This is a genomic window from Escherichia sp. HH091_1A, assembly GCF_030295175.1.
Taxonomy (GTDB): domain Bacteria; phylum Pseudomonadota; class Gammaproteobacteria; order Enterobacterales; family Enterobacteriaceae; genus Escherichia; species Escherichia coli_F.
Genome location: NZ_AP025748.1, coordinates 13,014 through 39,348 on the forward strand (window position 1 = coordinate 13,014; position 26,335 = coordinate 39,348).

General features: G+C 38.6%; 16 protein-coding genes, 7 pseudogenes and 1 other annotated feature. Of the genes and pseudogenes, 1 reads left to right on the top strand and 22 read right to left on the bottom strand.

Annotated features, from left to right (window positions below; translation table 11 throughout):
* Positions 1-243: 243 nt before the first annotated feature.
* The 20 genes and pseudogenes from tssH to QUF14_RS27340 all read right to left on the bottom strand — a co-directional run.
* On the bottom strand, positions 244-2,775 hold the full coding sequence (gene tssH / locus QUF14_RS27245) for a type VI secretion system ATPase TssH (protein WP_000029852.1): 2,532 nt from the start codon (positions 2,773-2,775) through the stop codon (positions 244-246).
* 3 nt (positions 2,776-2,778) lie between these two features.
* On the bottom strand, positions 2,779-6,183 hold the full coding sequence (locus tag QUF14_RS27250) for a type VI secretion protein IcmF/TssM N-terminal domain-containing protein (protein ID WP_286333569.1): 3,405 nt from the start codon (positions 6,181-6,183) through the stop codon (positions 2,779-2,781).
* Positions 6,184-6,189: 6 nt separating this feature from the next.
* Positions 6,190-6,780: a DotU family type IV/VI secretion system protein gene (locus QUF14_RS27255; RefSeq protein WP_001028109.1), complete on the bottom strand. Its 591-nt coding sequence runs from the start codon at positions 6,778-6,780 to the stop codon at positions 6,190-6,192.
* Positions 6,781-7,303: 523 nt separating this feature from the next.
* A pseudogene (locus QUF14_RS27260) lies at positions 7,304-7,906 on the bottom strand (IS110 family RNA-guided transposase); the annotation flags it as partial.
* Between the two features lie 36 nt (positions 7,907-7,942).
* Positions 7,943-9,152, bottom strand: a pseudogene (locus QUF14_RS27265) (IS3 family transposase).
* Positions 8,756-8,872, bottom strand: a sequence feature (AL1L pseudoknot). (Overlaps the previous pseudogene by 117 nt.)
* A 52-nt stretch (positions 9,153-9,204) precedes the next feature.
* Positions 9,205-9,632 (bottom strand): annotated as a pseudogene (locus QUF14_RS27270) (IS110 family transposase); the annotation flags it as partial.
* A 516-nt stretch (positions 9,633-10,148) separates the two neighbouring features.
* The gene (tssK, locus tag QUF14_RS27275; protein WP_040091079.1) at positions 10,149-11,501 is read right to left on the bottom strand and encodes a type VI secretion system baseplate subunit TssK; all 1,353 of its coding nucleotides are present in this window, start codon (positions 11,499-11,501) and stop codon (positions 10,149-10,151) included.
* Positions 11,502-11,519: 18 nt separating this feature from the next.
* Positions 11,520-12,071 carry a type VI secretion lipoprotein TssJ gene (locus QUF14_RS27280; RefSeq protein ID WP_000202244.1) on the bottom strand — a complete coding sequence of 184 codons (552 nt, stop codon included), beginning with the start codon at positions 12,069-12,071 and terminating at the stop codon, positions 11,520-11,522.
* Between the two features lie 7 nt (positions 12,072-12,078).
* Complete coding sequence (gene tssA / locus QUF14_RS27285; RefSeq protein ID WP_040091076.1) at positions 12,079-13,155, bottom strand: type VI secretion system protein TssA; 1,077 nt, start codon at positions 13,153-13,155, stop codon at positions 12,079-12,081.
* 3 nt (positions 13,156-13,158) lie between these two features.
* The gene (locus QUF14_RS27290; protein WP_032194046.1) at positions 13,159-13,458 is read right to left on the bottom strand and encodes a PAAR domain-containing protein; all 300 of its coding nucleotides are present in this window, start codon (positions 13,456-13,458) and stop codon (positions 13,159-13,161) included.
* A 15-nt stretch (positions 13,459-13,473) separates the two neighbouring features.
* On the bottom strand, positions 13,474-13,935 hold the full coding sequence (locus QUF14_RS27295) for a DUF6931 family protein (protein WP_000132334.1): 462 nt from the start codon (positions 13,933-13,935) through the stop codon (positions 13,474-13,476).
* A gap of 10 nt (positions 13,936-13,945) precedes the next feature.
* Positions 13,946-15,928, bottom strand: a complete 1,983-nt coding sequence (locus tag QUF14_RS27300; RefSeq protein ID WP_000361984.1) for a type VI secretion system Vgr family protein — start codon at positions 15,926-15,928, stop codon at positions 13,946-13,948.
* 7 nt (positions 15,929-15,935) lie between these two features.
* Positions 15,936-16,871 carry a type VI secretion system baseplate subunit TssG gene (gene tssG / locus QUF14_RS27305; protein WP_001173972.1) on the bottom strand — a complete coding sequence of 312 codons (936 nt, stop codon included), beginning with the start codon at positions 16,869-16,871 and terminating at the stop codon, positions 15,936-15,938.
* Positions 16,862-18,664, bottom strand: coding sequence for a type VI secretion system baseplate subunit TssF (gene tssF / locus QUF14_RS27310; RefSeq protein WP_001037841.1), 1,803 nt, complete (start codon positions 18,662-18,664; stop codon positions 16,862-16,864). Before tssF ends, tssG begins: the two co-directional genes overlap by 10 nt.
* A complete protein-coding gene (locus QUF14_RS27315; protein ID WP_000555551.1) occupies positions 18,657-19,079 on the bottom strand; it encodes a hypothetical protein in 423 nt (140 codons plus the stop codon). The genes tssF and QUF14_RS27315 overlap by 8 nt, the downstream gene beginning before the upstream one ends.
* A gap of 9 nt (positions 19,080-19,088) precedes the next feature.
* The gene (locus QUF14_RS27320; protein ID WP_286333574.1) at positions 19,089-19,589 is read right to left on the bottom strand and encodes a type VI secretion protein; all 501 of its coding nucleotides are present in this window, start codon (positions 19,587-19,589) and stop codon (positions 19,089-19,091) included.
* Positions 19,590-19,610: 21 nt separating this feature from the next.
* Positions 19,611-21,089, bottom strand: coding sequence for a type VI secretion system contractile sheath large subunit (tssC, locus tag QUF14_RS27325; RefSeq protein WP_000156834.1), 1,479 nt, complete (start codon positions 21,087-21,089; stop codon positions 19,611-19,613).
* Between the two features lie 2 nt (positions 21,090-21,091).
* Complete coding sequence (gene tssB / locus QUF14_RS27330) at positions 21,092-21,568, bottom strand: type VI secretion system contractile sheath small subunit (protein WP_000072548.1); 477 nt, start codon at positions 21,566-21,568, stop codon at positions 21,092-21,094.
* Positions 21,569-22,105: 537 nt separating this feature from the next.
* Positions 22,106-22,648: a hypothetical protein gene (locus QUF14_RS27335; RefSeq protein ID WP_001364059.1), complete on the bottom strand. Its 543-nt coding sequence runs from the start codon at positions 22,646-22,648 to the stop codon at positions 22,106-22,108.
* Between the two features lie 947 nt (positions 22,649-23,595).
* Positions 23,596-23,751, bottom strand: a pseudogene (locus tag QUF14_RS27340) (ISKra4 family transposase); the annotation flags it as partial.
* A 59-nt stretch (positions 23,752-23,810) separates the two neighbouring features.
* Here QUF14_RS27340 and QUF14_RS27345 point away from each other — a divergent pair.
* A pseudogene (locus QUF14_RS27345) lies at positions 23,811-24,664 on the top strand (IS3 family transposase); the annotation flags it as partial.
* Here QUF14_RS27345 and QUF14_RS27350 read toward each other — a convergent pair.
* Positions 24,664-25,727 (bottom strand): annotated as a pseudogene (locus tag QUF14_RS27350) (IS256 family transposase); the annotation flags it as partial. The pseudogenes QUF14_RS27345 and QUF14_RS27350 overlap by 1 nt on opposite strands.
* Positions 25,728-26,209: 482 nt before the next feature.
* Positions 26,210-26,323: pseudogene (locus QUF14_RS27355) on the bottom strand (type II toxin-antitoxin system RelE family toxin); the annotation flags it as partial.
* Positions 26,324-26,335: the final 12 nt, after the last annotated feature.

Below are 26,335 nucleotides of genomic sequence, written 5' to 3' on the forward strand. Positions count from 1 at the left end.
ACACTATCAGGACAGCATTTTTCATCCAGCTTCCTTAATATTTAACCTCGCAATGACTCCCTTTTCCTTCCACTAACACTTCCCATTACCTGGAGTGCAGAAGATTTTCACCTCTTAGTCGTTCTTCAGCCACCACGGTTGAATCACAGTGCTAGTCACCGCCATATGAGAGCCAGCAATTGCTTCTATATTTTTACTCTTACGGCCTTCCGTACAGGCGGAATCCATATATTACATTGTAAATTAAACATTTCGTAATATAACATTATCCTTTCTTACTGATATTCTTATTTTTTTTGTTGCTTTCTTATCTTTAGAATCAATTAAACATCTGGCAAGCACAGGAAGAACAGATGTATTAAGTACTGCATCGATATCCCTCGCGCCAAACTTATCGCATTGACAATTTTGTATAATCCAGTCAATAAGAGAATCACTGTAATCTATTTTATACATCTGATCTGATGCCCGCTCAAAACGTTTACAAATATTATCAATTTTGATGATCGCTATATTTTTAAGTGTTTTGGTATGTAAGGGAGAAAAAGGCACTAAGTTAGTTCTTCCCATAAATGCTGCTCCAAAATGCTCATTAAAGAAAGGGAGAATAACTTCTTTTATTTTTTCTTTATTAAACTCATCCTCATTCCAGAGGCTTGTAATTTTTTCACTAGCAAGATTTGATGTCATAATTATAAGACAATCTCTGAAAGACACCATCTTACCTTCAGAATCCTCGATAATTCCCAAATCGAATATTTGAAAAAAAAACTCCAAAACATCCGGATGTGCTTTTTCAATTTCATCAAGAAGAATAACGCTATATGGATTATGACTGACTCTTTCGGTAAGAGTTCCCCCCTGACCAAAACCAACATATCCTGGAGGAGCTCCCTTCAGAGTAGAAACAGTGTGAGCTTCCTGAAATTCTGTCATATTAATAGTGATCAGTTTATTTTCATCTCCATAAACAAACTCGGCCAGTGCCCTGGCAGTCTCGGTTTTACCGGTACCAGAAGGTCCAGCCAGTAAAAATACCCCATCAGGTTTTACCGGATCTTTAAGATCCGCCCGGCAAATAAGTATTTGTGATGCTATAGCAGACATAGCATATCGTTGACCCAAAACTCGTTGCTCCAGACATCTTAACAGAGTGGAGGTTTTTTGTTGTTCACTATCAAGACATAGTCCCAGTGGAATTCCTGTCCATCCTGATACAACATCAGCAACACAGTTTTTATCCACACACTCAAAAACCATTGGGCTGTCTTTCTTGTACGCACTTTCCAGTTCTTTTCTGTACATATTCTGTGATAAAGTATCATCTGTACTTTGTATCTTAGCAACCAGTTCACTTTGATAAAGCCATGCTAATTTAAATTGCTCAAGACTCTTCTCTAGTTGAGTAATTTTATTTACAAGAAATTTCTGACGCAGTACATTTGATTTTTCCTGTTCCAGCAGTGCAAGTTCTCCCTGGAGTCTTTCTAATTTAGCTTCAATATCCTGAATGGCATCTGGTCGTGTGGACTGAGATACGGCAACCCGTGAGCAGGCTGTATCTAACAGACTTACAGATTTATCTGGCTGACGACGTCCATGCAGATAACGGTCTGATAAATGTACCGTTGCAGTTATGGCTTCTTCCCTGATAGAGACATTATGGTGCTTTTCCATCATCGGTAAAAGTGAACGTAGCATCCCGGCAGTGACATCCTTATTCGGTTCAGTTACTTTTACGATCTGAAAACGCCGGGCTAATGCGCCGTCTTTTTCAAAATACTTTTTATATTCTCCCCATGTCGTTGCTGCGATAATACGCAATTCCCCACGGGCAAGAGCAGGCTTAAGTAAATTTGCTGCATCAGTTTGCCCAGGAACTCCTCCTGCGCCAATAAGAGAATGAGCTTCATCAATAAACAAAATAGCTGTACCAGATAAAGAATTAAGTTCGGTTAACAGCAATTTTAAGCGATTTTCAAATTCCCCTCTTACACTAGCCCCCGCAAGTAAAGCTCCCATATCAAGCGCAAGAATATTAACATTCTTCAGTGCATCAGGAACGCGGCCAGATGAAATTTGCAGTGCTAAACCTTCTACTATGCTACTTTTCCCAACTCCCGGATCACCAGTCAGTATAGGGTTATTCTGCCTGCGACGAAGCAAGATATCGATAAGTTGTCTGATTTCCTTCTCTCTACCAGAAACAGGATCCAATTTCCCTGTTTCTGCAAGCAGGGTGAAATTTTCAGTATATTTACTAATATACTCATGTGAAGAGTTATCTATAGAACTATGAGAAATAGAACTCTCCTCTTTACAGGAAAAAGATATAAGTACCTTCTCTGCTGCATCGACATCACAACATAATGCCTCAGATACATTGTAAGGTAATATTGAATCTCTGATATTAATCAGCGTAGTAAAAAAAACAGGTATATCAATGTGATTGCATTGCCATTTAGTACTGGCATGTATCCATGCTTTTTCCAGCAGAATCTGCATCGATTCAGAAAATACAGGTGCTGATTGTTGACAAGTATTAATACGGATAAGTTCACTTTCAATAGCTTTCAGAATTCTACCAGGATTAAATAAAGATAACTCATTAAGAGTCTCAGCAATATTCTTATGTTCCTCTAATAACTTCCACAGAAAATGTAAACAATCAACTTCATTGTGTGATCTTGACATTGCATAATTAATAGCAGAATCCAGAGCACGTCTACTTTCTGGTGTTAATTTATTAATAATTGATTTGAGATAGATACTCATTAATTACTCCTGTTCTGCTGGACATTTTGTTATATTGCCAGGCAACCTAGAAATCCAACCTCTTTTATCCCAGCTATGTGTGGTAAGCAGTTTATTACTCAGATTCATTTGTAAACTTTCAAGCTTATCCTTTTCCCGTTTTAACTGTTCCCATTCAATATATGCCTGACTTAAATCGCTTACATCACTCAGTTTGTAACGGACGAGAATTCCTTTTATACCCATTGATTCAAGAAGACTTCTTGATTCTGGAGGAAAATTTGCCGTCATTAACTCATCTTCGCCATCAGAAAACCTATTGATAAAATCAATCCAGGCTGTTTCACCTGTAAATTTATAGGTAGTAGAAAAATCTGGAAAAGAAATATCAATACTTACAGAGTTACAACTCCCTGGATACCAAGTAAAAATACCTAAATCGGCAAAATTCATACTTCGTATATTACTATTTCCTGTTTTGCACTTAAGAGTCAGACTGGTACCTGTTGGTTTAACGCCTATATTACCTGCAATTGTCGCAGGTGCACTACTTATCGTAACTTTGTAAGGCTGTGATTCAACCTTTTGTAAGGTCTGATTAAGTATATCTAATTGTTCTTTGATATTTATTAGCTCATCTTTATTTTGCGTTTTATTTCTGAACTGAACGTCAATTAAATCATCTGGAGAAATAATGTCATTGAGAAAACTAATGAACGAAGGAGAAAAAGATATACTTCTGTCTTTAAAAGATAACAATCTGATACTTTCATGATCAAGTGCTAAAATCCCGTTAGCTGGACCATTTAAAAAACCAATAATACTTTTATATATTTTCCCTTGCATTTCAATATGACTGAAATTATGTTCGCCTGTATTTAATCGGCTTAGAACAGATGTCTTCCATTGTTCATCTACCCAACAACCTGTATAAGTAACAGCATGGTCGAGAAGTTGAAAAATTTGCCTTTCATAAATATCCCATACAGAATCAATTACTGGTTCTGTATTATTACTATTAATAACAGAACGGACCTTTTCAAACTCATCAAATAATATTACCAACTTATTTTTTGGATCTGAATGCATAACATGCCTGGTAAACTCAACAGTTGATGATGTATGTAACACTGAGTTTATAGCATTACGTAAAGCATTCTGCCAATACCTCCATGCAGTAACATGCTCTGGTGTCTTGTACATTTTACTGTTATTAAAAATAGAAATTAGATATATACGTAACATAAGATCAAGTTGTTTTATTTGACGCTTCATTCCATTATCTACTTTAAGTGAAAATAAACGGTAAAGCAGTCTAAAATCAGAAAGCCAGTCCTGTGCCGAACTTGCTGGTATATTACGTAACTCATCATCTATAAACTGAAAAAATTTATGTTCAGATGAGCGATTATATATAATATTAGTCAGTTGCAGCGGACTCATTAAGCCTGAATGTGAATCATTACGCTCCCTTGCGATAGCCATTATAAAGTGGCTGAAATATTCCTGACGACTTTCATCCAAGTACTGTACAAAAGATGAAAACTCATTCGGAACGTTATCACTACCATATGCTTCTTTTATATGCGTATACCACTGATGAAGTTTATTCTGTCCCTGCTGTGTCCATATACCAGAAAGATAGACAGAAGGGTTCTCATCCTCCCAAAAATCAGTAATTTTCACTGCAGGAATATCAACATACTCAGAAACAAACCATGAAAAAGATGGATCACTTTTAATCAACTCTGTTAAGAGGTTTCTGAATGCATTAATATTTTTATTTCCATTATCTTTTTGTATCTCATTTCTTTCTATAGCAAGCGAAGCTATTGATGAAATTTTCTCATGAGGTCTGGTTATTTTTAGTAATTCATGAATACCCGGATACTTCGTTAAGTCACGCAGTGATTCATTTCGAATCATTTTATCCCAAATGATAAGTGATGAGGAAAGAGACAGAATCAAATCTCGTTTATCTGATGGTGAAGCCTCCATAAACATTCTCTTATATTCTGCAACACGCCATGAGATCGAGCTACGTTCAAATTTTGTATTTTCATGAAAAGATTCTATGAAAAATAGATATTTATCATACAATGCAGGTTTAAAAGGAAAATACAGTATATTAGACTTAACTTTATCTTCATATTTTGATATTTGCTCTATCAGAAATGTATGTCTGGTATCAACCGAATTAGGTCTTATATCATATACATTATATGAACAATATGCACTATATCCAAGAAAACACAGTGCAGTTATTACTATAGCTGATTCAAATAAGTTTTTTACTCTCCGTTTGTTAACATGAATAACTTCTGAATTCTGTATTTGTGGTAATATTTCAGAAATCAAAATATCATAAAAACTACAGTTCTTATTATTACTCGACTCGAATTCACCATATAACCAGAGCCCTGATATCTTTGTCTGAGAAAAAAACATATTATCTATACAGAATGTGGAAATAAAGGCATCCAGTGATTGTTTTATATCATTCAATTTATCTGGAAACTGCAGGATCTCGTTTTTTTTCTGATCGCTTATTGTGTCATCAAGTACATTGAATATTGACTCCATGATATTCATTCTCAATGATGACAATATATATGATGAGTCATATTCTGATGTATTTTTTTCTAATTCATTTATTACCAAAAAGACTTGATGCATCTTGCTATTTTTCTGATGAATTTTTTGCGCTAGTGCTGAATATCCATCAATGTGCTCACATCCGCTTATGGCAAGAAAGACAGGAATATTATGATGTAAGTGTGAAGACAGTTGCTCTATAACGTCCCTTGTTTTTTGAGATAATATTTTTATATATGTATGATCATGTTCAAGTAACTTATCAACAGGAATGATAAGAACAAATCCATGAGGTGGTTGTTTTTTACATTTTCGTGATAATAAAAAACTTATAACAGAACTTAGTAACCCTGGGCTATCATATATCTTACCTGACAGTTCCAGTACACTTAAATCTCTGAAAAACCACCAACGAATAGTTCTAAATTTTTGGGAAATACTATTTAACCCATTACAGTGAAAGACTGGAAGATTAATATCATTAATCAAGGAATTGCCTTTTTCTGAAATTCCTGTAAGTAAAAACCAAGGGACTTTCCCTCTTCCTTTTTTTCTTATGATTTTTAACCCTTTACTAAAATAAGAATCAAGCATTAATGTTCGTTTTTTACGAAAAAACAACATTATAAAGTGTCTGTATTTTCCTGCCAAAAAGTAATTACGTATACAATCCACAAGTAATTTTAGTGAAAGAGTGACCAGAATTACAAAAATCCAGTACAGTACTGTTGTAGTATCTGTCCAGTTTCTTAACACACCAATCACATATAAAATAGACAAAGAGAAAACAGAAACAAAAAACCAGAGAAATAATGGAAATATTTTCTTTAGCATAAGTAGTTATCTCATATATATCACCAACAACAACACAAAATAAATAACAATAATACATGCAAATGACAAATAAAAATTAAACCATGATGATTTTCTCTTTTTTTGTTTAAATGCAATATTGTTTTTTCCTTTAGAATAGATATTTACCCCGCATTGTTGTTTTAGTCTTGATATATAATTATTAATTTCATCGTTGTTGCTTACTGAATATTGTCCTCTGAATCCAAGTAATAGGCATAAAAGAAAAACCCATCCAACCCGGCTTTCAGACTCGATGACTTTATTAAGCAGATTAAAAAATTCGACACCTCCTGTAGAGTGTCCGAAATATTTAACTTGCAAAAGATTATCACGCCATTCTTTTCTGTAAGAAAGTTTAGAGCACAATATTACCTCATCAATCATAACGACTATTGAATAAAATGCCGCATCAAGTTCGCTGTCACTTAACGATATTTTTTCACTATTGCGAACGACGTCTTCAACAGTATCAATTATATAATTTCTAGTACTGTCGTAATCAGCATATTCTTCAGGATAGACTTTAACAGATGATATAAGTTTAAATACTGGCATATAGCATTCAACGATATTCACCAGTACCTCCATAACATAATACATTCATATAACATGTTTTGTACCCGGAAACGATAAACTGGAATTGATATTTTACTCACTGACGCAGATATGCGTCAGTGAGCGATCCTGGCGCACTATGCAGATGGTTCTTATTAAGGTTCGATAACCACTGTAGAGTGAGCAATGCTGTTCTTACATCTGCTTCTGGAATAAACACGATATTTTCCTTCATCATTGTCCACGAAGCTTTCTAGTATTTTATCTTCTGCGCTGGATGAGAGCACCGTTAGCACCAAAGCATTTTCACACCACAGAACATAGCATCCTGCACCGTAACAGTATCTTGTTGCAGCCGTGAAGCTGCGGGCCCCTATGTAATACGCTGACTCGCGCCTTATTCTCCCAGCGAGCTTTAATCTCTAGAACAGATTCAGGTTTAGCGAGTCCAGGTCTTACCTGTCGTTGTCATCACTACGGCTGCCCACGCAACCTTTCAGCATTCACCCTTTTGGAAAGAGTTTATGTTTATCGGTATCAGCGATTAATAAGGCCTGATACTGACATGATTTTTGTCGTATTTACGTCCGTGAGCGGCTATTGCCCACACCGTTCGCGCCAGCTTGTTTGCCATTGCGACGATTGCCACGCTGGCCGGACGACGTTTTTTCAGTTCGGTTATCCACGGCCCAGGTTCTTTGGTCAGTAATGCTGCCGCCCTTGCACCATGAATAAACAGGGTTCGCAGATATTTATCACCACGTTTGCTTATTCCCAGCAGGCGGATTTTTCCTCCTGAGCCAGTCTGTCTGGGCACCAGACCAACATAAGCCGCGAACTCTCGCCCTGATTTAAACACAGATGCTTTCCCCATGATGGCCAACGCTGCCGTCGCAATAAGTGGTCCAACGCCAGGAATATCCAGCAACCGTCTACAGGTCTCATTCTGTCTCGCCACACTGGTAAGCTGTTTTTCGATATCATCTATCAGTGAGTCCAGCTCACTCAGTCTGTTGTACTGGTCTTCCAGCACCATAATGAGATACGGTGGCAGTCTCTCTTTCATCCGCTCCAGTGCTTCAGGGAACTCCCGTTCCATCGCTGCCCGACCTTTGTGGATGGTTTCACCAAACTCCAGTAATGAACCGCCCCGGGTTTCCTGGAGAGTGTTTTATCTGTGAACTCAGGCTGCCAGATCATTGTTTCCGATGGAAGCATAATAAGCTTTTTCTGCTTCTGCCGGAGGAGTATGGCCCAGCCTTCCCAGCAATCGTCGATTGTTATACCAGTCCACCCACGTGAGTGTGGCCAGTTCCACTTCTGCACGGTTTTTCCAGCTCTTACGGTGTATTACCTCCGCTTTGTAAAGACCATTGATGCTCTCAGCCATCGCGTTGTCATACGAGTCGCCTGTACTCCCTGTTGATGCCAGCAGTTTTGCTTCTTTTAGTCGCTCCGTATAGGCCAGTGACACATACTGAGAGCCTTTATCGCTGTGATGGATGGTGCCAGACGGACGACGGGCCCACAACGCCTGCTCCAGCGCATCCAGCACGAATGTCGTTTCCATAGACGATGAGACCCGCCACCCCACGATGTATCCGGCAAACACATCAATGATGAACGCCACATGGACGAAGCCCTGCCATGTGCTGACGTAAGTAAAATCAGCCACCCACAGCTGGTCAGGACGTTCTGCCACGAACTGACGGTTTACGCGGTCACCTGTGGCAACGGTTTTCCGGCTGACGGTAGTGCGGACCTTTTACCCCGGAGAACACCGGCAAGTCCCATAACCGCCATGAGGCGCACCACTGTACATCTGGCCACCCTGATTCCTTCCCGTAACAACTGACGCCAGACTTTACGCACACCGTACACCTGATGATTTTCATCGTATACGCGCTGTATCTCTCTTCAGCCAGTCATCGCGCTGCGCACGGGCACTGCGTTTATCAGGATGATGCCGCTGCTGCTGACAATGGTAATACGTTGACGGGGCAATATGCAGTTCACTGCATACCGGTCCGACCCCGTACTGCTCACGCAGCTTATCCAGCAGTGGCATTATTTTTTCCAGAGGCGGTCGAACTCCGCCTTCGCAAAATAAGCGGAAGCCTGGCGAAGGATATCGTTACTGCGGCGCAGTTCACAATTTTCACGTTCCAGCTCTTTCAGACGCTGACGTTCAGCGGTGGTGAGCCCACCATCACCGCCCCGGTATCCCTCTCATGCTGGCGAACCCAGACACGCAGAGTCTCTGGCGTACAGCCAATCTTTGGAGCAATGGAACAAATTGCCGCACATTGTGAGTCATATTCGCCCTGACTTTCCAGAACCATACGAACTGCGCGTTGACGGACTTCGGGGGAAAAACGAGTATTTTTAGTCATCCTGTTTACCTCTTTCTCAGGAAGTTTAGTCTCCAGGATTTCCGGGGCGGTTCAGTAACGTCCCGTGCAGGGCATTAATTTGTGCGGTCCGGAACTTCACCAGTTGTCTGCGGGAACGGCGCAGAACCAGTATTGACTGTTGTTCTTCTGTTTTGACGGCGATTTCTTTGCCTGGCTGCTGTACCGCCATCCAGATAGCCCGTGCATCCATCACGTCATTCTTATTGCCCATGACGAATGCTTTAACGAAGCGAGCCTGCAACAACCGGACTTTGTGTCCCTGCTTTGTTAATTCACGCGCCCAGTACTGGGGCCTCCACAGGCTTTCATGCCAATCAGGCAAGGTTCGCGGTTACTAAAGAACGTCAGAAAATCTCTGCTGCGTAGTTGCTTATCCACCACTTCCCCTGTGTGCTCATTGATGAAGTGAACCTGAATGACATGTTTTGCGATATCAACGCCAACCGGTGTATATTTCATTTGTGGTGTCTCCAGTCTGAGGGAGCTTTATGCATCCCGTATTGGGCACTATGATGCCGGAAATCTGCGAGGCTCCACACTTTTCCTGCCAACCCCGGCTTCATACTCAAATAGTTGAGATGCGTTCATTACATTCTCCAATGACTAGTTTAAAAACTAGTATTAAGACTATCACTTAATTTAAGTGATAATGGTTGTCTGGATATTCAGGGGGCCAGTATATAAAATTTCTCACATACTCCATCACTTCCTTGAAGCTCAATGCCTAGTAAACACTAAAGCAGATAAATTGGCTTTATTGCGACGTCCCGTTAATAATCGGGCAATAGCTGTGAGATTACTTTCCTGCCCTTGTGTCTTCCACTTGAACAACAAACCGGATTGAATGCCATGCACAAAACACTATCATTCAAAGAATACAGTCTGTTGAATAATAGATGTTTTTTCTGATGTGTTTACATATAGGCAGCAGTTCCCTCTGATAAAAAACCTGTTCAAATCTAGTTATTGTATGTTTTATTTCTGCAATAATACTAACTCTACAAGTAAATCATCAGGAGTACATGACCAATAAAATGCAACCTTTTTTTTATCCTGAGCTAATAACCATAATTCCGAGTGTTTATCTATCTGCAACCAAATTATATTTTCTCTAACCTGTAAATCAGATGTAACGACATCCATCACTGTAAAATTAATCCCAGGAAGAGCATGCTGAATTATCAGTTCTAAATGTTCAGATGGAGCAATCCTAATCTCTGACAATGCAACCAAATTATTATTTTTGAAGGTATCTGAAGTTAACTTAATATAGTAATCAACATTATTTTTAGGTGTATAGCCATCAAAATCGCAGACTAATGTATCTGTTTTTAACTGTTTGAAACCAAAACTAACAATTTTATCTCTGCATAAATTCTCCAGCATTACCTTAATATAATACTGCAGATTACTGAAACACGAAATTTGATCATAGTGATTGTATGACAAATCAACAACTCTAGCATCTGTAGCCACCATTCTCTGAAAGGTAGATATTTCCCCTGTAAACTGACATAATGCCATATAATATAACCAAGGATGAGTTGAATCTTCATTCATAAATGATGAAAGAAGTGATAAAGCTCTATTAATAGCACATAGAATAAAAAAATTATAAAAATGTCTATCGGACACTTTTCGTTCTGTATATCTATATTCTTCGAGTTTATTTTTGTAGAAGTCAAGGATATATTTAATTTCTGCAACTTTACCTCTAAGTATATGATTAGCTGATAACCTCATAGCTGGAAATGAATACTCATCATCAATACACAATATATTATTGCTATGAATAACCCTGGCTAGAGGTAAGTATTCAAAGTCTGTGGTATTCTCTTTTTCTTCATCTGTAATTATCTGAATATCATATTTTATTCTTGTGATACCTACATCCTGACTATCATGATAAACATTACGCATGTTGCTTTCATCATTTGGGCTTACCCATCTGGCTGAGCCTCGTTTATCATTAACACTGGATACATTTTTATAACCGGAATTAAATCGCTTAAGAGCAAGCCACAAATTAACAGATCCAGTATCTGTGCCTCTAAGATTTATCAGGCACTTATCCTGCACAATACAGTTACCAGGGTACTCGATATAATACCCAGAAGGTAACACAGCCTTTATTTTTTCAATCCTGATTGTATCTTCTTTCAGAAGATTATCATTTATATGACATTCATAGTACCCCTGATAATAGGGTTGTGATAACTGCCTGTTTCTGGCAAGCATGAAACTATGATGCAAATCAATTGACTGAAAATGCTGAGGTTGTAAATAAAGGCCTGAATACCAATAAATAAGTTGCTCTTCTTCTTGCATGCAGTAATACCTGTACAATTATTTTATACTGATACTTTCTTTACCCATAGATATCTTTTTAAAAAGAGGAGATAGTGACGCATGTAATGATTTGTTCCACCACCCATCCTCAATAACATTAACAGGGATATCTAAAAGAACCATATGCTGTTTTCCAGGAAAGGGATAGTATCCGGCAATAATACCTACATATTTAGCACCTTCACTCCGATCTATATGTAGTGTTGTCTCCTGACCTGGCATTGCCACATATTTATCAACTTTAAGAATACCATCAATTTTACCAGCCCCACTGAAAAACTGTTTAATTAACACTGGATTATTCATTAAGTCCTGTAATGTTTTTTTACCTGAGGCCTGTAAGAATAATAAAGTACAGCTATTGGATATATCGTTAAGTGAGTTTAATTGTGTATCGGGTGATATCTGAAAAGTAATCAAGCCTGCACCAAATGGAGTATCGACATTATTAATAACCTGCATTTTTTCCTGCTCAGAATACTTATCAGAGCAAGAACTAATAAAAAAAGGTAATGCTATAGCTATTAGTAACAGATACTTACTAGTCATTAATTTTTTACCCTTTTAAAATACGATTTATTTGTTCCATAGATTCATTATCTTTAAGTAGTTCCTCAAGCCATTCTGACATAGTCATTGTTGACCAACGTACTGCTCTTTCAAGAAGATAAGGTACAGGACTAGTGGGTTCAGATTGCCTGAAAAAAACAGATATTTTTTTTAGTTGTTCTATAGCTTTCTCCCTTGACATCTCTTTATCTATTGAGTTTGTTAATACAGTATCAAATTCCTTTTGTTCCTCCGGAAACACTTTCTTTGTCTCCATATTCTCTAGTTCAACTGAAAATTGTGCTGCTGATTTGTTATCTTGTACTTCTTGTGGTAAAAAACGGCTCAATAAATCGATTATTTCACTAATGGCATGTCTGGTTTTAGAGAAAATATTATGTATATCTTCATGAGTATGAAAAAAGTAAAAAGATTCAATCTCATCAATTTTGTCAGGTAAATCAGAAAATTTAAGAAGTTGCTCACTAATCTTGCGTGCATTATATTTACCTACAGATTTTTTGAACGATTCAACAGAGTGATCACCTTCTCTTTCTATTAATTTTTCCTTTCCATCTTCTAATAAGCTCGCACTATGCTCAAACGACAGCGCCTTATACCATTTAGACAGAGTAATTTCTTTATCATCAAGAAGAGGATATGCTTTCAAATACTCTGACAAATCAATATCAAGACGAACTAGTTTACTGTAACGAATTTCCTGCCCTTCTTCCTGGGATGGCCAGCATATAGTCCAGTACTGAGAAATAAATTTAGCAAGATATTCCAGTCCGCAACTCATCCCTTCCAGAGCATACAAATGCGTCAAGGACTCCACATACCAACAACTAATCTGTAGATCTTTACTCTTATTGCGTAAAGTAACCTCACATAATTTTCTTACTTTTCTCCAGTCAGCCCTACGAGGTTCACTGACAGCCCATTCTCCCTGGGACATGTAGTCAGGATCATTTTGCCTTGCTGCCCGTATTTCGCTATACACAGGATCATACTCAATATCATCACCTGCCGGCGATTCTCCTATAACAGGAAGCAGTAATGTATCCGTCTCAAACTTATTCATTATTTATCCCATTAATACCTGAGGACATCCGCTGACAATTGTCCCCCCATGAGCACAGATATCACCCATTCGTGCTGCCGGTTTGCCGCATATAAAAACTTTAAAACTTCCCATAATAACGGCATCCACTGGTCCGGTACAAAGTGCCTGAGTCCCCAATGTAGCTGCAGGTAATCCACCAATGAGTACAGACGGAGAGCCTGGCGGCAACAGAGGTCCACCGACATGGGGAACAGGTGGTAAACCAGGCGTCATCATAGGACATACATGCATATCAGTAACTCTTGCTGCTGGCTGAGGCATATACAACTCCCAAGATTAACTATTACACCAATGCTGAAAAAGAAAAACAATCCCTTCGACAGGTGTATCATAACATTTACACGATTGATTCATTAATATTCCATAAATAATTTTTTTTTCTGAACATGACGGTGCATGGACTGGTGGATATGAAGTCGGACTCAAACTTCCTTGTGATATAAATAACGATAACCCTAGGGCTCCTGACTGAGTAGAAAATCCTGCAGACTCGGCGTTTTTAAATATTTCCCACCGTTGTTCTTCATCTCCTTCCTTCCATTTTACAATGGATTGTAAAAGCACTGAGTCTTCTTCAGAAGATGACTGAGAGATAAATTGCGCCAGCCATTTAATTAATGTTAACGAATCTGTATTCTCTATCCAGAAATTAAGTGCATCCTGCCATTTTCCTTTTAGCAGCATTTGCTCAACAATCTTATTAAACTCCAGAGCAGAGTTGTTTTTAGAATCTGTCATATGAAATCCTTTATCCAATATTCACTATTCCTCCTTTTATCTGCGTTATTGCAGATCCCTGAAGCGTCAACATAGTGCCTTTTACTTCAGAAATAGCCTGACCTTCAAGTTTAAGTGTGGCTGCTTTAACCTCTGCAGACGCTTGCCCTTCAATGGTAATTTTTGCGGCTTTTATACTTATCCCTGATGTGGATATAGTTATCTCATTTGCCCCCACTTTTATTTTTATTGATTGGGTTGATTCAAATATAAGATTTTCATCAGTAATAAAACTACCACCGCCCCCAGTCACATTAAGGCTATAATCTCCATCTGACACCTTTATATCAATATTTCCATGCACATCATTATGCAAGTTGCCTTCTTTAAGAATAAGCTTATCATTCCCTTTTTTTATTTCAGAATTACGACCTTTTGCAACAGTTAATGACATTGAGTTATTAATATTGCTGATCATATCCTTCTTTACTGTCAGGTGGTAATCACCAGAAGAAGTTAATATGGTTTTTTCCTCATTTTCTTTATCATCAAAAACAAGTTGATGACCCTCTCCCTTTTTTCCATTCTTAACACTACGGGTAACAAATCCAGACTTACAATTATTCTCAGGCAGAGAAAAAGGCGGTTTATTCTGACCATTATACACTGTTCCAACAACAATTGGATAGTCAGGATTACCCTGTATAAAACTAACCAGAACCTCACTGCCAATACGAGGAATAAACTGACTACCGAAACCATCCCCGGACCATGCCTGAGATACACGGACCCAACAGGAGCTTTCCTCTGTACCTGACGTGGACATTTCCCCCCAGAGAAATCTAATTTTTACACGCCCTAATTTATCTGTATAATATTCTTCAGAGCCAGGACCAACCACTCTGGCAAGTAAGACACCTGGAATAACCGGGGAATTTAATTCTCCTTTAAAACTAAGCGAATTTTTATTATCCGAAGCACGAAATTCACAATTACAATATCCAGTATCCTCAGCATCATTGTTTAATGCATTAAGATATAATGAAGTAATTCTGTAATGATTTTTATTCAGACAAAAACGTTCACCACATGACAACCACCATGAATTTGTTTTTCCAGACCAAGTTTTAATTTCACCATCACATGATGCCATCATAGTTGCGGCACGTTTTTGTATCAACTCACGTTTTTTCTCAGGAATAATACATTCATAAATCACATTGCTGGATTTAACATCATTCACTTTACTTTCTGATTTTATAGTGATTTCATTAACATTACTCTCATTATAACCTGAAAATATCACAGCAGGGCATTTAAGATTTTCTGTGACAGACCATTCAGTGATGTATCCCTGATGCGACTCCCTAAGATTTTCACCAGGTAAGAGCTCCAGTTTATCATAGGATGCGTTAGGATGAGATGCTGGATCATCTGCTAATGTCATAATATGTTTGTCTTTCTTATGAACAAAGAAGTAGTAAATTCCAGCATCAGACAAAACCCTGTTAATAAAATCCAGATCAGACTCCTGGTACTGAATCTTATACTCTATCAAACTCTGTTCTTTATATAATATGATGTGTGGCGGATTAAACAAACTGTCTTTTAAAATTGTGGTTACAATATCAGATGGTGTTATATTTGACCATATCCTTGTTCTTTTACTAGTTTCTAACTTGGCAATCTCTGGCTGTAATATGATAATACATGTATGCTTCATGCTGCTATCATAATTATATATTACTTTTGTGACCACACCATGAATGAATCGTGAAGGTAACGGATTGCATTGTTCTCCTATCTCACAACACATATGCATACCGTGTAACAGCTCCAGAGACTTATAGTCAGCTTTACTTAAACATTTTATTTCATAGCTATAGATGTCAGATAGTGACTCATTACCCTTAATTTCAAGTGGATATAAGGATACATTACAACCATACAACCTAATAAAATGTTTGTTCTGGAATTTATAATAATCGTCATCTACAGATATAACTTTATCCATAATATACTCACCATAATATACAAAAGCACCGTTCTTTATGGTTTTTTACTCCAGAACCGATTGAAATATTAAATCCAAGTTTATTGTTTATATTCATTTGATTATCATGATTACTGGAACAAACCATTACATATATTTTAAACTTAAGTGCATCACCTACATATGATTTTATTTGCTGACTAATAAAATAGTTAAAATCCCGTCCTGGCATAAATTCCATTGCTTTTTTATAGTCTATGGGGCCCAATACAACATCAAAATGTGAATCAACCACCCAACGAACATTCCCGATAACAGGACCTTCACCCAGAGTGTACTGGCAATTCCCCAAAATACCCTGTTCATTGGGTTCTGTATTTTCAAAAGTACCACGAAAAGGATTTATGGACACTCGGATTTGATATATTGATGAGAGTAACTGTTCAAGTCCGGACAGAGTTCTAACAGATTGAGCATAGAATGCAGTATATGCCAGGCCTGTCATACTAATTGTCTGAGGAGTGACTCCGCCTAAAGATAAAAGTATATTGTTAAGTACATTATTATCTCTTCTATTTTCATCTCCTGACAGATGCATTTTTTGCCATGCTAGATAGGAAAGGCAATACATCCTGTGATCAAACATATTCATAAACGCTTTAGGAGCATCGTCGTTATAACGTAATTTTCTTTCAATCAGCCATTCTGTATATGCTACAGGAAGAACCCCTGCAGCTCCGGTCAATCCATTATGGAATAATGAGAGATGATACTTTCCATCCTTCTCATCATGATACAGATTCTCTATCTGGCCATCAGGTGAATCTAAAGACAGACTGGATGTAAATCTGAAATGTTCATCAATAACATCATCAATACTTTCATCTGGCTTTAGAAATTTTTTCAATAACACACGAACTTTATTGAAAAAACTGAATTTACTTCTGTTATTAATCAAAGCCATGTTAATTTCCCTGCTCTCATCGGCCATATGCGACGAGTGTTCTCATCATGCTCAAATACTGTAATCATACGAGTAAAGCTATTTACAGGAGCATGGAGTCCAAGAAAGTGATCAAGAAAAGAACAAAACAGGAAACATTCAGGGTGCATATATGCATCCTTTGAAAGAATAACTTTAATATCAATTCCACGAGCGGATACAGGCGGATATATACCAGATAAACGGGATGAAACTGGTGTGATTTGTAGTTCTTTAATCCATTCAATATAAATTGATATTGAGCGATTGTTATTATAATTATATATTGACAGCATTTCTCTCAGTTTCATTGCTCCATCAGTACCACTGAGCAAAACAAAATTAAGAGATAACTGAGAAATAATTCTCCAGTTCATGCCTTTTAAGGCCATAGCAGGCAACATTCTTGATGGACGGTTTAGTGCTGTTATTCTCAGATTAGCAATATCGATATCACAATCAAAATCACCATCAGGAGCACCAATATTCATTGATGATGGAATATTACCATTCGTACACATCACATCAATTGAAAGGACATCCCCATTCATAATACGTGCCTGAACTCCACCATCATCACTCAGACGAATATATACATTTTCTTCATAGTTACTTCTTTCAGAAGGCATGCGGTAATATGAACTGTGCCAAAATATATTTAATGATTGTTTAATGAAAGAATGTTCAAGTCCAAATAAATTTTTTAATGGAATCTGCCTGACTAAATCATTTTCATATCTGTGCAATATTACTTTATTTATATCCCAAATTAAAATTTCATCACGGGAATATAAATCCGGATTAACCTGATACTCATCCTGACCGTCCGATAATCGTAACGGTTCTGATTTTTTTTCGAAGAGATTAACAACGGGGGAACAGTTTACTCTAAATAGTTCTTCGGAAACATTTTTCTCTATTTTATCTATTTCATACTTTCCAGCACTATTTTTCAATGTTATGTGAATCCTAACAGAATCCCCCGAGCATAACTCAATTTCAGAGTCAAATTTTATATCAATAAAGTTGAATCTTTCAGCAAATGAAAAATAGTCCAGCGTAAGATTATGTATGTACGAAACATTTCCTGTTCGTGGTAATGTTACTTCCCCCTCATTAAACCCGGCACCGAACACATTAGTTTTGACACCGTATAATACATCATTATTTTTCTGTAAAATAATATTATCAACTTCATCACAGAGTAATGTATATATTATGCCCGTAACCGTTGACGGACCATTCAGATAAAACCTGACAAAATCGAGAGAAAATTTAGCCCCGTCAAAAACCTTTAAGTTTAATTCAATTCTCCATAAGGAAGATAAATTATCATAGTAAATTTTTGCTTCATTAACTGTTGCCGGGACTATTGTCAGAGGATATACCGTCCGAAACTGGCAGGTAGTTTTAGATTTATGCTTAAAATATATCGAAGTACCAACCGGAACTTCATACATGGATGTTATTCCACTGGAATTCTTATCTGGTTCAAATGAAACAATACATGATGAAGGGTAGTGGTACAAAAATTGGGGAGCAAGATTCCTAAGCAATGCCTCCATTAACTCAGGTAAATCCTCGTCTAACCTCTGATGAATTCTTGAACTTAAAAAAGCAAAAGACTCTGTTAATCTCTGAATATGTGGATCTTCAGACACCCCCTGATTATATCCAAGACGTCTAGCTATCTTTGGATATTTTTTTGCAAACTCATTCCCATGCTTTTTTAAGAAAAAAAGTTCTTTCTGATAGTAAGATAATAGTTTATTCATCCAGTGAAAACTCTCCTGAGTGTTTATCCCATTTAATGCAGAATTTTACGCTGTCCATAAAAAACAGGGCGGTAACTGAAAAAAAAGAATAATTATCATCACTAAAAAGGTGTTCAACAACAGGATTCCCCAGCCTGGATTCATAACGCTGAAGCGTTATCAATATTCTTGAGGAAATTTCACTATTAACAGTATCACTATGCTCACTGGCTGATACACCATATACTGATGCTTTTATGCCATAGTTCAGGACAGAGCTATTAACAAAAGGCAGGTCATCTGTCTCATGATACAAAGGCCGTGATGAAAATAACATTCCAAGCTCATACTTAAGATCATCTGAAATAACGAAATTCAGAAGATCTTCCGATGAGCCCGGATTATCATCACGTAAAAACTGAAGAAACGAATGCATTCAGTATTTTTATATAAGTATCTGTTTCTGTAAACTATACTTTATTGGCCCTAACTTTTCCGTAGTTTTACCATCAGACGATGGAATATTCATCTCTATTGAGACTGAATCTTCTGGGGTAAATGACAACTCAAGAATTAGATCAGTATCATTATCATGCGCTAACAATATATCATGTAAGCGGCAACCGTCATAAGTAACTTTAAAGGATGAATATTCACTACCAGATTTATTGGACTCTCTGCGTAGAACCTCTATTGTAACTAATTTCTCTCCTCTTTTAAAAAAATGCTCTATCAGATCTTGTGTTTGTTTATTAACTTTAAGAGTCATGGTACAGATATCAAAAACAGCACCATCAATACCAGCAAAAGCGCGAAATGCGCTAGAGCAATATGCATCAAAGTAATCATTACAGTTATTGACTTTTGAATCCCCCTTTATTATTTTGTTATCAATTGTTACTTTGACAAACACTTTGTTTACCGCACTACTAAAAGCAGTAGTCATAACTCCTCCTATAATAAAATCTTAACTTACACTTGATGGCAAGTCAGCAACAAGACGTAATGACATACTTAATCCCTCAAGCTGAAAATGAGGTTTAATCCATGCAATTGCACGATATGAACCAGGACTGCCAGGAATTTCAACAACATCTATGGATGCTTCACGTAATGGATAACGTGCCTTTGTTTCCTGTCCGGCGTTATCTGATGCCACAACATATTGCATGATCCAGTTTTGCAGATATGTCTGACATTCTGTCTTTGACATAAAACTTCCAACTTTATCACGAACAATAACTTTCAGATAATGTGCGAATCGTGACGTTGCTAATATATACTGAAGTTGGCTGGATAATTTTGCATTTGCATTAGCCTGATCAGTATTGTATAGCCGTGGTTTGTTCACCGATTGAACGGCAAAAAATGCTGCAAAATCAGTGCCTTTACAGTAAACCAGTGGAATGAATCCGAGATCTGACAGTTCTTTTTCCCTTCGGTCTGAGATAGCAACCTCAGTCGGGCATTGTAATAGTCTCTCACCCGTATGGGATACATAATTATAGGCCGGTAATGATTTCACCAAACCACCACCTTCCACACCACGAATTGCTGCACACCAGCCATACTCCTCAAAAGCATCAACTATCCGACAGGCAAGTTCAAAAGCTGTATTTACCCACAGATAGTCTTTTCCTGAGTTGTCTTCACTAATGTGCTCTTCAAAATTAAACGTCTCAGCAGGTACAGTCTTCATGCCATATGGGATACGTCCCAAGGACTGTGGCAAAGTTAGTCCCACATAACGACTGTCTTCTGTCTGCCTGAAACTACGCCACCGGGCATAATCTGTTGTTTCAAATAATTTTGCCAGATCACGCGGGTAGGGTAGTTCGCTAAAAGAATTCATGGATAGCATCCCAGGAGCAATAGAACTCAAAAACGGAGCATGAGCGCTGGCAGCCACATGGGAAATATGCTCCAGCAAATCAATATCCTGAGGTGTATTATCGAAATAGAAGTCCCCCACAAAAGCAGAATATGGTGTTCCCCCGAAGGTTCCATACTCGCTTTCATAAATATTTTTAAATAATACAGACTGGTCGAAATCTGAGGATGATTTAAAATCTTTGAGTAACTCTTTTTTAGTACAGTGTAACACTGTATATTTTACATTTTCAGTTACGCTGGTATGAACCAGCTTATAAAGCCCTGTCCACGCTGACTCTATTTTTTGAAACTCACTTGCATGCATAATCAAACTAAGCTGCTCAGACATCAACTTATCAATATCAGTGATTCGCTTTTCAATACTACCGATTAAATCACTGTTAATGACTAAAGAACCACTGGCAACTTCAGCAAGGAAATTATTAACCTGTAATTTAAATCTAGTTTTTTCAGAATCTTGTCTTACAGCTCTGGTATTATTTATAATTTCTTCTAGACAATCATCTGTAGCATACTGTGTTTCATTCTGCCCTAATGTTGATGTAATTGTCATGTTTATTCCTTACCTTCATCATTTTCAGGATTATTTTGAGTATTTACCAGTAATTCCTGAAGTTTTTCTTTCAATTTTTCATTACTTGCAGCCCTGTTACGGAGGTCACAAAGGTGAGACCTCAATTCAGATAATTTTTTAAGACACTCGACTTGTTGAATCACATGATCAGGAGAAAAATCTTCTTTGCACTTAAACGTAAGCTCGACATCCAGTTTCCCTTCATTACCCGGGATAACACTATTAACCATAAAATGAGCCTTCGGACTCATTGATGTCATAACTTCATCAAAATTGTCTTTGTCTATACAAATAAACTTTCGTTCTCTCAATGGCTTGTCTGATGAAGAGTACTCTCCTAAAACCCCAATAACAAGGGGTAACTCTTTCGCTGTTTCGGCATCTCCAGTTTCAACATCGTAGGTTATCTGTACTCTAGGGGGGCGGGATTTATCAAGTTTGTGTTGTGTATTACTCACTTTATCTATCCTGTAGTAGTGTTAGTGTGTCATATACATATCAACTAAATGCCATAGCTACCGCACTAATATTCCCAAACATGAAAATATCGAATAAAAACAGATAATTATTATTAGTGTATTAATAACAACTAACGTTATAAATACAATATGCGACGTATATTTTCTTATTTAATTTATTTAAATGTTAATTATGTTAACTAAAATCATCATATATTAAATAACTTTAATTATTTTGTTTACTCATCTTTTGAAGATGAAATTATTAATCTAAAAGAACAGTATATTCTGAAATCTGTATACACCACCTTGTAAAAGCCGGGAGATATCTCACTTATTCATGAGAATATCTGACTACGGGCATTGTTGCAGACTCAACAGGACACCATCAGCCAGATAATGGAAACCACCTTTTCTCACTTCGGGAGGCTTATATAAACCGACCAAAGCACTGATTGTCAAACTGCATCGAATGAACTTTACTAAAGTGCTCAAAAAAACTAAAAATTCACAGCCTTGCAATATCAAGGTGTTATTTTAATATCGCACTTTAAAATCAGAAAGAGAAAACTTTAAATCTGATCCACAAAATGCCTTTTGAGACTCAGTTAATATACTACTTATAGGTAGTATTCCTTTTTTCTTTGAAGAGTAAAAATCCATATCTTCGTTATGATTTTTTAATCTCCAATCTCTCGACACATCTACTTCACCCAAGTATCCCGTAACGACTAAATCGTGATAACCATATCCATACATAATCTCTTTTAGACGTAGTGCGAAAGCGGGAGTTTTTGAATGTATGCCAGAATTGCAAGATAAAATCCTTATATCTTTAAAACTTTTTGGTAAACGTCGTTGTATTAATTGAGTTGCTAACGTCCCAGGACTCAATGTTGGCCCACTCGCTGATCCTGTCCCTATAACAGATGTATTTCCATGAGCAAAGATATATAAAACATCTCCTGGTTTTAAAAAGCACAGAGGTGTCTTATCGGAAGCTCTCACACCGAAACATTGTTTATTTTTCATGTTTTGGTGCTTAACTTCATTCTCAAGAAAAACATCATTTTCTTCCATTTTAAAAGGGAAAAAGTATATTATCCCTAATATAAAGGAGTCAATTTTACCAACTACGCCAGTGGCACTATTAAAAAGATTAGTATATCGTGACTACGGCTCGACGGAAAAATATGAACAATAGCTCTTATATTTTCTTTTATTCTGCATATACAATCCTTCTCTTAGTTACTTATAAGTAACCACAAAGGCCACACCACTACGCACAAAAAATAAAATCCTCGATTATACCAAGCAATTTACCAATCAGTTTTAAGGCCTCCGCGATAATCAGCCCGTACATCTACATGAACATTATCACCATGGTAGCGCCCGACATCCAGTTAGCCCGGATAACCAAAATCCAAGGTGGCGATCTACCCTTCCTTTCAGGCAGGGCAGCCTTGAATCATGGTGCAGACTAATAAAGACGTCGTTATGGATATTGCGATAGCTTCCGGCTCTCAGGCCTCCACTATTATCCACGATGTACATACAATGAACCGCTTTTTAACAAGTCTAAGAAAATAAAACTGCACTCAAAAATGCTCAGACCACACTTCTCATAAACATAGGAATTTAAGCGCAACTTCTATTGTTCTCTCAACTATATAGCTATTTGTCGCTTCCTCCATGAACTTATTTCCTCATATCGCTTCGCATACATGCGGCAGAAATTCATACAAAAACCATAAATAAATTATGGTATAGTCTAATGAAAAATCAACATCTTTTTTAGCCAATAATGCACACAATAACAGGTTGTGCATTATTGGCTAAAAAAGGAAATTATCTGAACCGCACAGTGTTTCCTTGAAAGTGTTTTGTCTGTAAACTACTCAGGCAGCCAGATCATCTTCCTATGAAATCGAAATAAGTTTTTTCTGCTTATGATGGAGAGACATGGCCCAGCCTTTCCAGCAATCGTCGATTGTTATAGGAGAGCATGAAAAATCCTGGGGCAGTAGCTATGCTGCCATCGCGGATAACGTCCCCCTACTCTGAGCGTCTATCGTACAACCGGGATACCAACTGGCGAATTTGTCCTGTAGTTCGTTATTCAGGACTGCAGTTCTGGTCTGTAACAAATAATGCGCGCCCTTTCTACTCCACTGCATTGATCTTACCCAGCAATAGTGGACACGCGGCTAAGTGAGTAAACTCTCAGTCAGAGGTGACTCACATGACAAAAACAGTCTCAACCAGTAAAAAACCCCGTAAACAGCATTCGCCTGAATTTCGCAGTGAAGCCCTGAAACTTGCTGAACGCATCGGTGTTGCTGCCGCAGCCCGTGAACTCAGCCTGTATGAATCTCAGCTCTATGCGTGGCGCAGAAAACTGCAGCAACAGATGACCTCGTCTGAACGTGAAAGTGAACTGGCCGCTGAAAATGCCCGCCTGAAGCGGCAACTGGCGGAGCAGGCAGAGGAACTGGCTATCCTCCAAAAGGCCGCGGCATGCTTCGCGAAGCGCCTGAAATGAAGTATGTCTTTATTGAAAAACATCAGGCTGAGTTCAGCATCAAGGCTATGTGCCGCGTGCTCCGGGTGGCCCGCAGCGGCTGGTATACGTGTTGCCAACGGCGGACAAGGATAAGCCCTCGTCAGCAGTTCCGTCAGCACTGCGACAGCGTTGTCCTCGCGGCTTTTACACGGTCAAAACAGCGTTACGGTGCACCACGCCTGACGGATGAACTGCGTGTTCAGGGTTACCACTTTAACGTAAAAACCGTGGCGGCAAGCCTGCGCCGTCAGGGGCTGAGGGCAAAGGCCTCCCGGAAGTTCAGCTCGGTCAGTTACCGCGCACATGGCCTGCCTGTGTCAGAAAATCTGCTGGAGCAGGATTTTTACGCCAGTGGTCCGAACCAGAAGCGGGCGGGAGACATCACGTACTTACGAACAGATGAAGGCTGGCTGTATCTGGCAGTGGTCATTGACCTGTGGTCATGTGCCGTTATTGGCTGGTCAATGTCGCCACGCATGACGGCGCAACTGGCCTGCGATGCCCTGCAGATGGCGCTGTGGCGGCGTCAGAGGAACACTTTCCGTTTCTTTATCGCATGTCTGATGACGCTATTCAGCGATTCGATTGCGTTAGTGATGTAGATAATCTTGCGGATCGCCTCCGGGTACACGAAGAAGGTGGCAACATCGGCCAGTTTGCCCGCCAGCTGCGGCTTATCTGCGGGTATCGTGCATCCCATTCCTTCCCGAACGCATCCAGCGCCTGCAACGCGCCTTCTTCCGTGGCTGCGCGGTAAACCTGTTTCAGGTCACGGGTTACCGCTTTATAGTCTTTCCACGCCACGAACCGCAGGCTGTTGCGTACCATGTGTACTATGCACAACTGGATCTGCATCTCCGGGTAGACGGCATTAATCGCTTCCGGGAAGCCTTTCAGACCGTCCACGCAGGCGATAAGGATATCGTTCAGGCCGCGATTTTTCAGTTCCGTCAGTACATTCAGCCAGAACTTTGCACCTTCATTTTCGGCCAGCCACATACCTGGCAGCTCTTTCTGACCATCAAGGTTAATACCCAGAGCCATGAACACCGCTTTGTTGATAACCCGGCGGTCCTGCCGTACTTTCATGACAATACAGTCAAGATAAACAATGGGATAAATCGCATCCAGAGGACGGTTTTGCCATTCAACAACCTGGTCGATTACGGCATCGGTGACTTTCGATATCAGCGCCGGAGAGACGTCTGCATCGTACATTTCTTTGAAGACTGAGGTAATTTCGCGGGTAGTCATCCCTCTGGCATACAGCGCCAGGATCTGGTTGTCCATGCCGGTAATGCGGGTCTGATTTTTCTTCACCAGTTGTGGTTCGAAGGAACCATCACGATCACGTGGGGTACGTAATTCCATCGGCCCGTCGGTAGTGGTGACGGTTTTCGTGGAATAGCCAAATCGGGAATTGGTTCCCGATTTGGGCTGATTTTTTTCATGTCCCAGATGGTGAGTCAGTTCAGCGTTGAGAGCAGCCTCAACACTGATTTTCTTGAGCAGGCGATCGAACTGACTGAGATCTTCAGGGGTTTTGAGATTTTTGGCCAGTTCGTTAGCCAGAGCCTGCAATTGTTTGTCATCCATAATTTAACCTTCATTTGATGTTGAATTGAACATATCAAAATCAGGCAATTACACAAATCTATGTACAGGCTCCATTTTGGGGAAATGGAGCGAAAAATCGCCATCGATACCCTGAATCAATCAATGCCAGCAATTAAATTGGTTATACTGTCAACGCCACGATGTTTGACCGTTGACCGTCTTATATCACTGGCGCTGACAATACTTATTACTTTACGTTCTGGCTGTGTTGAATAACCATCCATTTTGGGGTGTTTTTTTAATCTTTTCGGGATTTAAATTCCTGTCGTTCAAGTTGACGTAAGATCTCTGTGGTTACAGATTTAGCGTAGTTTTGCATTTTTAACCTCCCACCCACTTTAAGCTATGGATGAAAAGGAACCAGTTTACCTTTCTGGTTTTTATTAACCTACATTTGCAGGTGTTGCAAATGTTTATGCTCTCGTTCTGACAGAAAAGAGTCAATCATTTGATAATTAATCTTAGCGCAAATCTGCGATCTGATAGACTTCGCTGCTTTCTCTTCTTCCAACGGCAATAACGAGTAAAACGACTTTCTCATCAATGACTTGATATACAAGTCTGTAGCCAGATGTGAACCGCCCCGG

What these genes read in the sequence shown, in the direction of transcription:
- tssH (WP_000029852.1), bottom strand. Translation starts at nt 2,775, where the DNA reads ATGAGTATCTATCTCAAATCAATTATTAATAAATTAACACCAGAAAGT.
- QUF14_RS27250 (WP_286333569.1), bottom strand. Translation starts at nt 6,183, where the DNA reads ATGCTAAAGAAAATATTTCCATTATTTCTCTGGTTTTTTGTTTCTGTT.
- tssK (WP_040091079.1), bottom strand. Translation starts at nt 11,501, where the DNA reads ATGCAAGAAGAAGAGCAACTTATTTATTGGTATTCAGGCCTTTATTTA.
- QUF14_RS27280 (WP_000202244.1), bottom strand. Translation starts at nt 12,071, where the DNA reads ATGACTAGTAAGTATCTGTTACTAATAGCTATAGCATTACCTTTTTTT.
- tssA (WP_040091076.1), bottom strand. Translation starts at nt 13,155, where the DNA reads ATGAATAAGTTTGAGACGGATACATTACTGCTTCCTGTTATAGGAGAA.
- QUF14_RS27290 (WP_032194046.1), bottom strand. Translation starts at nt 13,458, where the DNA reads ATGCCTCAGCCAGCAGCAAGAGTTACTGATATGCATGTATGTCCTATG.
- QUF14_RS27295 (WP_000132334.1), bottom strand. Translation starts at nt 13,935, where the DNA reads ATGACAGATTCTAAAAACAACTCTGCTCTGGAGTTTAATAAGATTGTT.
- QUF14_RS27300 (WP_000361984.1), bottom strand. Translation starts at nt 15,928, where the DNA reads ATGGATAAAGTTATATCTGTAGATGACGATTATTATAAATTCCAGAAC.
- tssG (WP_001173972.1), bottom strand. Translation starts at nt 16,871, where the DNA reads ATGGCTTTGATTAATAACAGAAGTAAATTCAGTTTTTTCAATAAAGTT.
- tssF (WP_001037841.1), bottom strand. Translation starts at nt 18,664, where the DNA reads ATGAATAAACTATTATCTTACTATCAGAAAGAACTTTTTTTCTTAAAA.
- QUF14_RS27315 (WP_000555551.1), bottom strand. Translation starts at nt 19,079, where the DNA reads ATGCATTCGTTTCTTCAGTTTTTACGTGATGATAATCCGGGCTCATCG.
- QUF14_RS27320 (WP_286333574.1), bottom strand. Translation starts at nt 19,589, where the DNA reads ATGACTACTGCTTTTAGTAGTGCGGTAAACAAAGTGTTTGTCAAAGTA.
- tssC (WP_000156834.1), bottom strand. Translation starts at nt 21,089, where the DNA reads ATGACAATTACATCAACATTAGGGCAGAATGAAACACAGTATGCTACA.
- QUF14_RS27335 (WP_001364059.1), bottom strand. Translation starts at nt 22,648, where the DNA reads ATGGAAGAAAATGATGTTTTTCTTGAGAATGAAGTTAAGCACCAAAAC.